The organism is Bartonella sp. AU18XJBT (genome assembly GCF_028618595.1).
GTDB lineage: Bacteria > Pseudomonadota > Alphaproteobacteria > Rhizobiales > Rhizobiaceae > Bartonella.
The window spans coordinates 1-14,256 of sequence record NZ_JAQITE010000018.1; the positions used below are offsets into that span (position 1 = coordinate 1).

The window sequence follows — 14,256 nt, forward strand, 5'->3', positions numbered from 1 at the left end:
GTCGTTATAAAGAATATCTACTTCACGATCAGCCAATTGATAGCTTGCCATATAGTCATCTTCATTGATTTTCTCGGTTGACCAGCCTAGGCTTTTTAAAAGTGCATGAGCACTTTCCATGGTGAGACGATCATCAGTGTCATCTGCTTCATCTACTTCTTCTGCCGCTTCAACAGAAGTTGTTTTAGAAGCAACAGATGCTGTTTGCTGATCCAAGCTTAAAATCGGTGCATTTTTCGGAAAACCTGCTCGATAACCCCGTGCAAGAGTGAGGAGATTATCAATTCTATATTTTGAGATTTCTTCCACAAAACCTAAAGGATTTCCCTTTCTAAAATTCTCCTTATAAGATTTGAGCTTTTTGACATTACCTCAAAATAAGTGCTATAAGGTGACATTCTGCAAGGCAAGATTCACTATCCGTTGACAAAGCAGCATAATCATAGATGATTTGGCTGGTATTTTGCCTATCAGCCCACTCAAGAATATCCGCACAGATCTCCCTCAGTTTGCCATCGTCCAATTCAGCACCAGACAACGTATAAACTTCTTCTGCCTCTTTGAGAGCTATATATTGAGGCATATTATAGAAAATCTCTCTATGAGCCGTAGAAAAACTAAGTGTTGAAAGGGAAGCCTTAAATGCAACAATCGGCTCTTCTTCATCACTTTGAAGGTTATACATTATATTGATGATACGGTCTTTGCTTATAAAATAAGCATTGCGCTCGTAGTTTTTATCACGATAAACTGTCCACCCCATCGCTTTTAATTGCTCAGCAATTTTATTAAAAACCGCTAAAGCGTGTGGACTAAGACGCGCATCCGTGTCTTTTCGCTCCTTGAGTATTCTCAGATGCTTTTCAGCAAATTCAACAGCGTGCTTCACATAGTCTTCTAATTCTTCATCAAGATTTTGCAAATGCTCAGGTTCTGTACCAACTCAATCCCGCCACTCTCAATTGTCGTATCCCTGCTAACACTTACTGCATCAATGTAGAGTTTTCCACCTTCTTGAACCGTATTATTGATGGAATAGCCTGCATCTTCAAATTTAAAGCTATTTATTTCAGAATATTCAGAGTCACGGTTCGTAATATAGACAGTAGCACCATCACTTATTTATTGAATTTGTGACTACTTCAAAGAATAGGTTTTCTAATCCCTTCCTTTTCTCTTCTGAAGACTTCCTTCCTTCTACTGTCTGTTTATTCTCTATCCTTTTTGATCCCCCCTTTTTTCTTTTAATCCCCTCATTTCCAATAACAACTTTCTTGTCTCTTCTAGATATTCACTGATACTTACTGGTATGAATAACTTTTCTCTTGGTATCGCCCCCATCTGCACTCGCAATCTTGATAAAAAAACCACTGGTCATTAATGCATAAAAACTTAATTTAAATTTGCGTTGCATTATTCGCACTCCATAATTTCAAATTTAAATTTCCCCATTTAGAAAAAAGTGCATAGATCAAAACAACATAATGTAATTGCTCAACCTCATATCTTTTAAGATAACAAAGCATTCGATGGATTAAGCTCTGACAGATCAGATATACACCATGTGTTTTAAAATGCATACGCAACTAAAAGATTTAATTTTCTTTAGATACGCTTTAAAAGTGTTATAATTACATCCATGAAAAATTTTTTAATCTTTTGAGACACTAAACACTGATCTGCGAATAAGGTTGATTCTTTAATGGATAAAAATGGCATCAAGCTTTAAAGGAAACAGCAATGTGAATGAGAACTGCATTTATGTCCACCTATTGCCATATTCTACAGCATTTAAAGCAGTGTCTTTATTTTATTCAATTTGGATAATATATAGAATACTTCTTCATACTCATCATCCATAATCTTTGTTCTAATATATAACGAAGTGTCATAATATTGACTCGACACTGATTTGAAATTTCTATAGTTATAGTCAGTTAACTCGTCATTTGATTTGTCATATACTGAAAGGGACATTCTATTCATGTCTATAAACTCAGAAATGAAAGCTACAAGCAACAGAAACTCCCCTCGTCGGATCTTATTTGCAAGCCTTATTGGCCCAACAATTGAATTCTTTGATTTCTATGTCTTTGCCACTGCCGCAGCGCTCATATTTCCTCATGTGTTTTTTCCAACACAAAATGATCAGGTTGCCATTTTACAATCTTTCCTGATCTTTGGAGCAGCCTTTTTTGCCCGGCCCTTTGGATCAATTGTTTTTGGACATTTTGGAGATAAAATTGGAAGAAAAGCAACACTTATCGCTTCTCTTCTCACAATGGGTCTTTCAACAGTCATTATTGGTTTTCTTCCTACTTATGAAACCGCTGGGTGGTTTGCCCCTTTTCTCTTAACCTTGTGCCGTATTGGACAGGGAATGGGATTAGGAGGAGAATGGGGAGGAGCTGTTTTGCTCGCAACAGAAAATGCCCCTCCAGAAAAGCGCGGCTGGTATGCGATGTTCCCCCAATTGGGCGTTCCAATCGGTTTATTTTTATCTATTGCCGTTTATTTAGGTCTGTTGCATTTCCTTGATCATGAGGAACTTTTAGCTTGGGGATGGCGCATTCCTTTTATTGCTTCAGTTGTTTTTATGATTATAGGATTATGGGTCCGTCTTTCAATCAATGAAACTGTTCAATTCAAAAAAACTCTTGAAAGTAAAGAACGTGTCAAGGTTCCTATCGTTGATGTCTTTTTAAAATGTCCACGAATCCTATTTCTTGGAATATTTTCTGGTATGGCAACGTTTGTTTTATTTTACTTGGTCACTGCATATTTGTTAAGCTACTCAACAAACCATCTGCAATTGCCATTTTATCAAGCTCTTCAAGTCGAAATTGTTGGTGCTGTTTTTTGTGGAATTTTTACTGTCATCACTGGAAGACTCGCTGATCGTATTAGACGCAGAACTTTGATGATTTGGATTACAATCATCACCGGTATCTATTCTTTTGCAATTCCTTATTTCTTAAGTTCTGGAATTACAGGAGTCCTTGCAATGTCTGTTATCGGTTTGTCTATCATGGGGATGATATACAGTCCTCTTGGTGCTGTTTTGGCTTCACCATATCCAACAGCCATTCGATATACTGGTTCTTCTATTACTTTCAACTTATCAGGTATCGTAGGAGCCTCTCTTGCGCCTTATATTGCAGAATATCTGGTACAACATTTTGACACATCTTATATCGGCTATTATTTGCTTTTTGCTTCTTTCATTTCACTGATTTGCTTCGTCGGATTTACAGATGATGAAATATCCAACTAAAATATAATGAAGCATAAAATAAGTACTGGCAGCAAAAATGCTGCCAGTTTCATTTTTAAAGACATAGGTTGCGGTATTTTCCACCACAATATTCCTGCAAACAAAGCACTCAAAAAGAAAAATAAAAAATCTGCAATATTGCTTATATAAGCAACAGTAAACATTCCTGATAGGATATGTGTTGTTCCCAACCACGAAACGCAAAAAAAAGCCAATATCACAGCCCATAAAACAAGCAAAATTCGATCAATTATCATGATACCGTTTCATTTTTTTAATTGTAGGCCATATCTTTAATATGCCTAAAAGAGAAATCACAATAAAAACCCAACGCCCTCCCCCTGAGCCTTCCGTAATAAAAAGTGCTGGATTTACTATTCCCAGCAATCCTATAAAAATCAGAACAAGAGAGATGAGACGCATTAAACTTGTTTTTCCCAACAACGATCTTCAGTCTGTTGCCAATACGTTAAATTATGATTTTCCATTTTATATTTCTTCCACTGTGCACGAACGAGATTCAACTGCTCTGCACTGCTACCATCAAATATCACGACAAGCCGTTGGTAAGCATCAATATCCGAACAAACAGCTCCCTCTATGAGAAAACGAATCTTTGAATCATTCGGATTTTCTTGTCCTGTCGTAAGAAATACAGGCTGAAAGTTTGAATATTGATCACACTCAGTTCCATGTCCAATAAATGATTCATCCGCATAAACCCATAAATGCATATCCAAAGAATCGCGTTGTTCTTCACTTACACATTGTATTGTTACCTTACCAAAACGAGCCAATGCACGCTCTACAAGTGTCGGCAAAATGTCCTTCAGCGTTGACTGCGTTAAATGATAGAATAAAATATCCAACCTCTTAAGCCTTCATCATTCTTTATAAAAAAGCTAACATCTTTTTAGAAAAACTTCTATATCCCTAATACAAAGGAAATGGTTCAAGATATAAACTATCTTTTGACTGAGATGCATCACCTTTTTGCACGTGTCTTTAAAAGACAAAAATTTTTATTTTCAACGTTAATAAAAAAAATTAAGTTATTTTCTAGATTTTTCTAGATTCTTTGTAGACTATAGTTGAAAATAAAATATAATGTGCGGAAAATTTAAAGAGGACCTCATAGAAAATTTTATATTATTTATTTGGTAAAATATCCGATTCATGAAAGGATATTTTTTCAAACTTTATTACATTTTAACCGAAAGCAGTAAAAATATTTGCTATCGAATTAAAAACTGAGGATTTTCCCCAATTTATGCGTATTATTGAGTTCTACATCCTGAAACGTGTCCTTGTTTTGTTTAGTTCTGTCATGATTGCAGCAGTAGGCGTTAGTTGGACTATACAAATTCTCGCACGGATAAACTTTCTCACAACAAGTAAACAAACACTCCTCACAGTCTTACAATTTTCACTCTCATTGGTTCCTTCTGTTATTTTTCTTGTCATTCCATTTGCATTAGTGATCGCAGTTACAACCATCCTCTCAGCAATGCATCAAGACTCAGAACTTGCTGTCATAAATGCCTCTGGTTTTCCTAAAAGTACTGTTTGGAAACCTATCCTTCTTCTTGCTATTGTTGCATCCTGTATCTCCTTTTCTATAGCTAATTTTGTTGTTCCTCAAGCGCGTCTTCATATGCGACAAATGTTAGCAAGCGCTCATTTTGATCTCATTAATCTATTCATTAGTGAAGGCAGCTTCCAAAAACTCGCCAATAACCTTTACATAGAAATTGGCGAACGAAATCCAAATGGAACACTTGAACGCCTTTTCATTGCCGACCAGCGTGATCCTAAGACTGATCTTTTTTATTATGCAACAGATGCATCCATTGTGAGCAATAAAAACGGCAGTTTTCTGGTTCTCAATAACGGTGAAATAGAAAGAGTCAACCATCAAAATAACAGTGTTTCAATCGTTCAATTTAGCTCATATACTTTTAGCCTAGGGGAGTTTCTCCCCAGTGATAAAGCACCCACTCTTTATCCAAAAGATCGGTCTCTTTCTTATTTACAAAACCCTGATCCAAAAGATCCCTACTATCAACGAAAACCACTCCAATATAAAGCTGAGTTTCACCGCAGATTAACGCAATGGCTCTACCCTATTGTTTTTTCACTTATTGCATTAGCAACGGCAGGGGATGTACGCTCCTATCGACAAGCTCGTCATTCCGCAAATCTCTCGGCAATTGCCCTTTCCTTTCTGGTGTATTGGATAGGATATTTTTTCGCAGAAAAAGCAAAGAACGATCTTGCATACGTTCCTCTCCTTTATATTATGCCCATAGGAACAAGTGCATTTGTCTTTTTTATGCTTTTAACGAATCATAAAATTGGGCTTCCCACAAAAGTTAATGAGATACTTCAAATCGCTTTTCAAAAAGTGATGAACAAATTTGAACATCGAAAATCTCAAGATCCCTCGGATGAAATATCATGATTGGGTGGACACTTGGACGATATTTTTTTATACGTTATCTTAAGATAACTTGTTATTTCTGGGGAAGCATTTTTGTTCTTGCTCTTTTAATTGATTTCACAGAGAATTCCGGTAGGCTATCTTCCCTTCCGCATTATACAGCAAAAGATGCGTTTTTCCTCTCTGTTTTACGCATCCCTTTTATCATGCAACAACTTATCCCTTTCATTGCACTCTTTTCTGCAATGGCAACACTTATCTCGCTCAACAAAAAACTTGAACTTGTAGTGACTCGTTCAATCGGTGTTTCTGCATGGCAATTTCTTATGCCAGCTTGTTTTGGGGCTTTTCTTTTGGGATTATTTTCAATTCTTCTCATTAATCCACTTGCTGCATGGGGATTTTCTCAAGCAGAAAAAAAGATGACTGAGTGGCGCAATAACAATGTACTAACACCTCTTCATGATACAGGTATCCACTGGTTAACACAGCGTACAAATTTAGGCAGAACAACCATTGGTGCCAAATCTATCACCGATCAAGGACTTTCTCTTCTCGATGCAACCTTTGTACAATACAATGACAACGCAACCGTCAAAAATTGGATTAACGCTCCAAAAGCAACCTTGACTAACGGATATTGGCTATTAACAAATGGAACAATCTATAAAATAGGGCACCCTCCTGAAAAGTTTACCGTGTTGCAAATAAAAACCAATCTAAAACCTGAATTTTTAACAGAACGTTTAGTGAATCCCGCGACTATTCCATTTTACCAATTGCCCAAAAAAATTATGATTGCACGTTCATTTGGCTATTCTGCTAATAATTTTGATATGTATTTCCAATCTTTGATTGCATTACCAGCATTGCTTGTGGCAATGACCCTCATTGCAGCAACTGTATCTTTAAATTTTACACGTTTTGGGCAATCTAGAATGTTGATTCTTGGTGGCGTAATAGCTGGGTTTATGCTTTATGTTATTTCCGTACTTGTTCAAGCTTTTGGTAATGCTGGATATATTCCACCAATTATTGCAGCTTGGACTCCCGTTGTTATTGCGTTATTCTTAGGAATCTCTTTTTTACTTCATAAAGAGGATGGCTAAGTGAAAGCATTAACACTAAAAAGAACTATTTTAACAAAATTAGGTGCTCTCGCTTTTAAAAGTGTTATGGGGGTTATTTTAGGAAGTGCTTTGTCTTATTGTGCGCACGCTCAAAGCCTTCTATCTCCTTCTCAAAGCCGCCTTCAAAATCCGGAACCTCCTCTTTTGCTCTCTGCGGATGAACTCATCTACAATCGTGATGAAAACACTGTTTCTGCACAAGGTAATGTCCAAATCGAATATGATGGCAATAAAGTTGTCGCTCAAAAAATTATTTACAATCAAAAAACAGGACGGCTTATAGCACAAGGGAACGTTGAAATTACTCAAAAGGATGGTAATAAAATTTACTCCAACCAAATTGATATGACCAAAGATCTTGGCGAAGGTTTTGTAAACGCCTTACGTATTGATACAGCCAACAATGTTCACTTTTCAGCCCAAAATGCTACACGCAAAAACAATCACATAACAGTCTTTGAAAATGCAACCTATACAGCCTGTGAACCTTGCTCTTATAAACCAGATCGAGACGTCCTATGGAAAATTAAAGCAAGAAAGATCATATGGAATAATAGCGTCAAAAAAATTCGGTTTGAAAATAGCAGTTTTGAAGTTTTTGGTGTACCAATTATAAAATTTCCAAATTTTGAGATCTATGATCCAACTGTCAGGCGAGCTAGCGGTCTGCTTACTCCTCATTTTTTTTATACTGATTATCTCGGGATGGGGATAAAGAATTCTTATTTCTGGAATCTCGCCCCCCATTATGATTTTACTCTTTCTTCTACGGTTTATACCCAACAAGGGCTTTTAACCGAAGGGGAATGGCGCCAGCGTTTAAAAACAGGCCGTTATAACATTCGCTTTGCTCATATATATCAAATGAAACCGCATAGATTCGATAACGACACAATTGATGCCCAACATAAAAACCGTTATATGCTGGCAACAAAGGGGGATTTTCGTATTAATTCACACTGGACTTATGGATGGGATATTCTTGCACAATCAGATCGACATTTTAGTCGTGCCTATAAACTTGAAAACTATAACAATCCTACACAACTTTCTCAAGCCTATCTGAATGGTCTTGCAGGAAAAAATTATTTTGATATGCGCTTTTATCATTTTAAAGTTCAAGATTCAATATTGAATGATCCTCATTATGAACGTCACTCTCGGCAAGCTTGGGTCTTACCACGCATCGATTATTTTTTCACACCAGATGAACCCATTTATAATGGAGAGCTTATCTTCCATAGTAATATGCAATCAATTTATCGTCGTCATGCTGACTTCAATTCACCCGACCAGAACGGAAACCCTCTCAACACAGTAAGACTTTCTGGTATGGCTGGAAATAGTTTGCGTTTAACAAACGAGCTTCAGTGGAAAAAGCGCATCAACACGCACAGCGGACTCATCTTAACCCCCCTTCTCTCTCTACGAGCTGATATCATTACAATCAATGCAAACAAAAATCATACAGCTTCTATAGACAACAATGCCTTATCCGCAATTCATGGTTCAAAAATTCGTGGCATGGCAACAGCAGGGTTGGAACTACGCTATCCCTTCCTCATTACAGCTGATCATTCTACACATATTATAGAACCAACCGCACAAATTTTTATACGCAATAATGAACAATATATTGGACAAATTCCTAATGAAGATGCTCAAAGCTTTGTCTTTGATGCAACCACTCTCTTTCAACGAGACAAATTTTCTGGTTATGATCGTGTAGAAGGTGGTACGAGAGCCAATATAGGTCTAAGATATTCTGGAAGCTTTAATGACAATTGGTCTCTTTATGGTCTTGTTGGACAATCCTTTCATCTGGCAGGAAAGAATTCTTTTGCAGAAAAGGACTTTGTCAATGTCGGTATTCATTCTAGCCTAGAGGCAAAACGTTCAGACTATGTTGCAATGTTTGGTACAACCCATAAAAGTGGTTTTTCCTTAGAAACGCGTGGACGCTTTGACAAAAATACAGGAAAAATCCGCCGTAGTGAAATCGAAGCATCACAAAAATGGCAAAATTTTTGGGCGGCTCTACAATATGCCTATATCGCAAAGCAACCAGATTATGAATATTCTCAAGAGCGCCAAGAAATTTCTTTTCAAACAGGACTTAAATTGGCAGATTATTGGTCCATTAATAGCAACGCCGGTTATGATTTAGTATCTGGTACATTTATAAAGCGAGGAATTAGCTTGAGTTATATGGATGAATGTTTCGGGTTAACATTCGGTTATCAACAGGTAACGAATCCAGGCAGGAAAACACCCTTGCAAAACTTTAATTTCTCTCTTTCATTGCGTACGATCGCAGATATCGGAAAAAAGATAGATTAATTTATAAAGGGAATGTATCAGTCATTTAACTTATCATTGTTTTTATAAAAGAAAGCGTGTATTTTAAGTTGTTGATGAGAATTAATAAACAATGCGAAAGCCTATTTACATGAATAAATTGAAAAAGCGTTTTATTGCTTTATTTTATATTGCGTCTTTGAGCGTAAGCAGCCTGCTAATAAATGGATTTTTGATTCCGACAGTCTTTGCGCAGACTTCTATTGTTGTTACAGTTAATGGCAGCCCCATCACAAATTATGATATACAAAGACGCCTTGCTTTTCTCAGATTACAACAAAAGCAAGGCAATTTGGTGGCACAGGCTAAAAAAGAGCTTATTGACGAAAAGCTAAAAAATATTGAAATAAAACGTCGTAATATTGAAGTAAGCAATGATGAAGTTGATAGAGCTTTTGAGAATTTTGCGACACAAAATAATATGACGATTGATCAGCTCAACCAGATTCTGATCCAAACTGAGATCACTGTGCAACACTTTAAAGATTACATCCGTGGACAAATAGGATGGGGGCGTCTTGTTAGCGCACGCTATCAAGCTGAAACCGGTATGATTAGCGAACAAGAAGCTGTACGCAGAATATTAAAAAATGGTGGTGTAAAACCTTCAACCAATGAATATACATTACAGCGAATTGTTTTTGTCATTCCTGCACATCGTCGTTCAGAAATCTTTGAAAGACGTCAAAGAGAAGCAAGTAATTTTCGCGCACATTTCAGTGGATGTGCCAATGCTCACAATCAAGCAAGAGGTATTTTAGACGTTACTATCCGCCACTTAGGAAAGTTTCTGGAGCCCCAACTTCCCAATGCATGGGAACAAGCTATTCTTGCAACGCCTGCTGGAAAAATGACAAAATTACAAGAAACATCTGATGGAATAGAAGCAATTGCTGTCTGCAAAATAAAAAGAGTTTCTGATGATTATGTCGCTCGACTGATATTTTCTCTTCAAGATAGTAAAAAAAGAAGCCCGCAAAAACTTGAAGAATTAAGCAACAAATATTTAGGAGAGTTGCGGCGAGTGGCGCGTATTCAAAATTCATAATGGCTGCTCTTATTGTTAGCGGTGGTGATCCTGCCGGAATTGGTCCTGAAATAGTGCTAAAAGCGTGGAATTTGCGTGTTACGCGCCAAATTCCACCTTTTGTTCTTCTTGCTGATCCCGATGTTATTCGTTCACGCGCTCGTTTTTTACAGATTGATGTTGAGGTGCAATCTGTTCTAATCGATAATCCCGTAAAAAATTTTCAAAACGCTCTTCCTATCATACCGTTAAAAAACAAACAAAGTGATCAATTAGGTATACCTTCATCGAATAATGCAGCTGGAATCATTGAAGCAATTCAACGCTGTGTTCAATTGATTCAAAATGGCCATGCATGTGCACTTATCACTTGTCCTATTGCAAAAAAGAATCTTTATGATGCCGGTTTTCAATTTCCAGGTCATACAGAATTTTTAGCCGATTTAGCCCATAAAGCTTTTCATAAATGTTATCATCCAGTTATGATGTTAGCAGGACCTCGATTAAAAACAGTACCAATAACTGTTCATATTCCATTTAAAAATGTTCCTTCACAGCTTACCCGTGATTTAATTATTCAAACGGTACTTATTACTGAATGTGACTTAAAAACACGGTTTAAAATAACGTCACCCCGACTAGCTGTTGCTGGTCTTAATCCTCATGCTGGAGAAGGAGGTGCAATGGGAAAAGAAGATATTGAAGTTATCACTCCTGCTATTGAATTTCTTAAAAAGAAAGGACGCAATATTGCAGGCCCGCTGCCTGCCGACACAATGTTCCATGAATGCGCAAGAAAGGCATATGACGTTGCCATTTGTATGTATCATGATCAAGCCCTTATCCCTGTTAAAACATTAGACTTTGATAGCACTGTTAATGTCACGTTAGGTCTCCCTTTTATTCGCACGTCTCCAGATCACGGAACTGCTTTTGACATTGCTGATAAAGGGATAGCCTCTCCCGAAAGCTTTATTGCTGCTCTTAAACTTGCAAATCAACTTGCCGAAAATAGTTTAATACCATGCCAATAGATAATCTCCCTCCTCTGCGTGAAATCATTGATATATATGGATTACAAGCGCATAAATCTTTGGGGCAGAATTTTCTTTTTGATCTTAATTTAACATCTAAAATTGCTCATCACGCAGGCAATATAGAAGGAAAACCTGTTCTTGAAATTGGTCCAGGTCCTGGAGGTCTCACACGTGCCTTGCTAGCAAAGGGCGCCATTGTAACAGCAATAGAACGCGACGAGCGCTGCATACCAGCTCTCTTAGAAATAGAAAAGCACTATCCTAAAAAATTAAAAATTATTTGTAATGATGCACTAAAGCAAGACTTCTCAAAACTCTTTGAAACAAGCCCAGAAAAACCTCGCATTATTGCAAATCTTCCCTATAATATTGGAACACAACTCTTATTAAATTGGCTTTTGACTGAACCATGGCCTCCTTTTTATGAATCAATGACATTGATGTTTCAACGTGAAGTTGCCAAACGGATTACAGCTAAACCTCAATCTACTCATTATGGACGTCTTAGTGTTTTAACTGGCTGGCGTACCACTGCTAAAATTGCTTTTGATGTGCCCCCTCAAGCCTTCATACCAATACCTAAAGTAACTTCTTCCGTTGTTCATATTATTCCACGAACACAACCTCTTGCCTGCTCTGCACAAAAGCTAAGCCTCGTCACAAAAACCGCCTTTGGACAAAGACGAAAAATGCTTCGTCAAAATCTCAAAACACTTGGAGGTGAAGTATTGTTAGAAAAAGCTGGAATTGATGGAACGCGCCGTGCTGAAACGCTCTCGGTTTCCGAATTTGTAACTTTAGCGCATCTCGTGCTCTAAAAAATTGCACTTTTTGTTATGCAATCTTTTTTAATCAAGACATTTATCGATCTTTTCAGCAATAAGCCCATCAACAAAAGAGTCAAGATAAGAACAGCGCTCGCGTTTTGTGGTTTCAGCTAAATAAATTGATTTAATAAAAGATAAAGACTGATCTAAATCTTCATTAATCACAACATAATCATAAGAACGCCAATGCTTTAACTCCGTTCGTGCATTTTCCAATCGTAAATTGATGATATCTTGGCTATCTTCTGCTCGACGATGTAAACGCGAAACAAGCTCTTTCATTGAAGGTGGAAGGATAAAAACAGATACAGTGTCCCCTAGCATCTTTTTTTGCAACTGTTCGGTACCTTGATAATCAATATCAAATAACATATCACGGCCAGTACTTAGTGCGTTTTCAACAGTTTCACGTAAAGTGCCATAATAATTTCCGTGAACTTCTGCCCATTCAATAAATTCATCTCTATCACGCTTATATTCAAACTCTTCCTTTGAAATAAAGTGATAATGCAGTCCATCTACTTCACTAGGACGCCTTTTTCTTGTGGTCATACTTACGGAAAGCTCTAATTGTCCATCTTTTAGAAGTAATCGAGAAATTGTTGATTTACCAGCACCTGAAGGTGAAGAGAGAATAAATAAAAAACCGCGGCGTTGATTTATTTTTATCGCACTCAATTTACTTTCAAAGACTGTCATTACATCACTCTACTTTGTTCATAAATGTTTCTCCAAAATTTGAACTATACATTATCTCAACCTTTCCCTTAATCAATGTGTTTTCTTAGCAGTTCTCAATGTTATTCTGCTCTTTTTTGAGATAAGTTATTAGCAATGTATTCACAGCTTTCTTAAATATTTTTATCCATACGCTAATCCCACTTGTGACAGACAAGAAAATAATTTTTTATCATTCTCATAAAAAGTTTAAAGAGAAAATTTTTACTATATTTTGCATTCTCATTTACGATGCAAAAAGATGTGTTATCATTATAAATTCAGTGTCTTGCCTTTAATTCTCGCCACTTGCGAACATTCATGTTATGTTCCTCTAAAGTTCGAGAAAAAACATGCCCTCCTGAACCATCAGCAACAAAATAAAGTGCATCACTGCTTGGTGGATGTGCCACTGCTTTCAAAGAATCTCGACCTGGATTTGCAATAGCTGTTGGAGGCAAACCATTAATTTTATAAGTATTATATGGTGTTTCCTTCTCAAGATCTGAACGATAAATTGCACGACCGGATGGTTTTCCTTTTCCTCCAAAAAGACCATAAATTACTGTTGGATCCGATTGAAGACGCATATGCTTTGTAAGGCGGTTATAAAATACCGCAGCAACCATTGGTCTTTCTGCTGCAATGCCTGTTTCTTTCTCAACAATTGAGGCTAATATAACAAATTCATCAATTGATTTAATAGGTAAATCAGGTGAACGCGTAGCCCATATAGCATGAATTAATTTTGTCTGTCCTTCACGCAATCTGTTTACAATCTCTTTACGCGTTGTCCCCCGAATAAAACGAACAGTATCTGTCATTAAACAGCCTTCTGGAGGCAAAATTTTTGGAAGGTCTCCAATCAAAATTTCATTCGCAGCTAATCGATCGAAAACTTGCTGAACCGTTAAACCTTCAGGTACTGTAAATGTATACTCAATAGATTTTCCTTTCACAAGAATATCCATAATATCCTGCATCGAAGCATGAGCCGGAATTAAATATTCACCAGCCTTCAGATGCGTTGTTTTTTGGTGATAACCAACCCCATAAACAAAAATATCCGATGATCGAATGAAACCACGTTTTTCTAACAATGAAGCAATTTCACGAATTCCTGTGCCAGGATGGATAAGAACAATTTGTTCTTCCTCAATTTTTCCCTTTTCTTCAAAAATACTTTTTCCAATATAAAGAGGAATACTTATGGCGAAAAGAATAACCACAATCAGCATAAGAAAAAAATGACCGAGAATAACCAACGGATTACGAACGATAGATGATTTCTTTCGTTTTTTATGTACTAACATGTCATAACTATCTGCTCAATGATTCGAAGAGGAATCACTTACGTCCTTTAATGATTTTCCTTTTTTCACATCGGACATAACCCCTCAATAGCGATTAAGGACAATATTATAATTTTTCATTCACCTTATAACA

Annotated in this window: 11 protein-coding genes and 2 pseudogenes; 7 read left to right on the plus strand and 6 right to left on the minus strand. The window is 36.9% G+C overall.

What is annotated here, in order from left to right:
* Both PVV60_RS06180 and PVV60_RS06185 read right to left on the minus strand, forming a co-directional pair.
* Positions 1-931: pseudogene (locus tag PVV60_RS06180) on the minus strand (DUF6990 domain-containing protein); the annotation flags it as partial.
* Between the two features lie 360 nt (positions 932-1,291).
* Positions 1,292-1,414, minus strand: a complete 123-nt coding sequence (locus PVV60_RS06185; protein WP_273723834.1) for a hypothetical protein — start codon at positions 1,412-1,414, stop codon at positions 1,292-1,294.
* A 570-nt stretch (positions 1,415-1,984) separates the two neighbouring features.
* Between PVV60_RS06185 and PVV60_RS06190 the strand changes: the two genes are divergently transcribed.
* Positions 1,985-3,274, plus strand: coding sequence for an MFS transporter (locus PVV60_RS06190; RefSeq protein WP_273723835.1), 1,290 nt, complete (start codon positions 1,985-1,987; stop codon positions 3,272-3,274).
* Here the strand turns inward: PVV60_RS06190 and PVV60_RS06195 are convergent.
* Together PVV60_RS06195 and PVV60_RS06200 are read right to left on the minus strand one after the other, a co-directional pair.
* Positions 3,271-3,531, minus strand: coding sequence for a hypothetical protein (locus tag PVV60_RS06195; protein WP_273723836.1), 261 nt, complete (start codon positions 3,529-3,531; stop codon positions 3,271-3,273). The two genes, PVV60_RS06190 and PVV60_RS06195, sit on opposite strands and share 4 nt — an antisense overlap.
* 165 nt (positions 3,532-3,696) lie before the next feature.
* Positions 3,697-4,143: a DNA polymerase III subunit chi gene (locus tag PVV60_RS06200; RefSeq protein ID WP_273723837.1), complete on the minus strand. Its 447-nt coding sequence runs from the start codon at positions 4,141-4,143 to the stop codon at positions 3,697-3,699.
* Positions 4,144-4,544: 401 nt separating this feature from the next.
* Between PVV60_RS06200 and lptF the strand changes: the two genes are divergently transcribed.
* The 6 genes from lptF to rsmA all read left to right on the plus strand — a co-directional run bounded on the left by lptF (position 4,545) and on the right by rsmA (position 12,084).
* Positions 4,545-5,735 carry an LPS export ABC transporter permease LptF gene (gene lptF, locus PVV60_RS06205; RefSeq protein WP_273723838.1) on the plus strand — a complete coding sequence of 397 codons (1,191 nt, stop codon included), beginning with the start codon at positions 4,545-4,547 and terminating at the stop codon, positions 5,733-5,735.
* Entirely contained in the window at positions 5,732-6,823 is a 1,092-nt protein-coding gene (gene lptG, locus PVV60_RS06210) for an LPS export ABC transporter permease LptG (protein WP_273723839.1), read from the plus strand. Before lptF ends, lptG begins: the two co-directional genes overlap by 4 nt.
* Positions 6,824-9,184: an LPS-assembly protein LptD gene (locus PVV60_RS06215; RefSeq protein WP_273723840.1), complete on the plus strand. Its 2,361-nt coding sequence runs from the start codon at positions 6,824-6,826 to the stop codon at positions 9,182-9,184.
* Positions 9,185-9,293: 109 nt separating this feature from the next.
* Positions 9,294-10,250, plus strand: coding sequence for a peptidylprolyl isomerase (locus PVV60_RS06220; protein ID WP_273723841.1), 957 nt, complete (start codon positions 9,294-9,296; stop codon positions 10,248-10,250).
* Entirely contained in the window at positions 10,250-11,263 is a 1,014-nt protein-coding gene (gene pdxA / locus PVV60_RS06225; protein WP_273723842.1) for a 4-hydroxythreonine-4-phosphate dehydrogenase PdxA, read from the plus strand. The genes PVV60_RS06220 and pdxA overlap by 1 nt, the downstream gene beginning before the upstream one ends.
* Positions 11,254-12,084 (plus strand): 16S rRNA (adenine(1518)-N(6)/adenine(1519)-N(6))-dimethyltransferase RsmA, encoded by an 831-nt coding sequence (gene rsmA / locus PVV60_RS06230; RefSeq protein WP_273723843.1) that lies wholly within the window; start codon positions 11,254-11,256, stop codon positions 12,082-12,084. The genes pdxA and rsmA overlap by 10 nt, the downstream gene beginning before the upstream one ends.
* Before the next feature lie 30 nt (positions 12,085-12,114).
* On the opposite strand, the gene gmk is transcribed toward rsmA, so the two are convergent.
* Positions 12,115-12,792 (minus strand): guanylate kinase, encoded by a 678-nt coding sequence (gene gmk / locus PVV60_RS06235; RefSeq protein WP_273723844.1) that lies wholly within the window; start codon positions 12,790-12,792, stop codon positions 12,115-12,117.
* A 299-nt stretch (positions 12,793-13,091) separates the two neighbouring features.
* Positions 13,092-14,201: pseudogene (gene mltG / locus PVV60_RS06240) on the minus strand (endolytic transglycosylase MltG).
* Between the last annotated feature and the right edge of the window lie 55 nt (positions 14,202-14,256).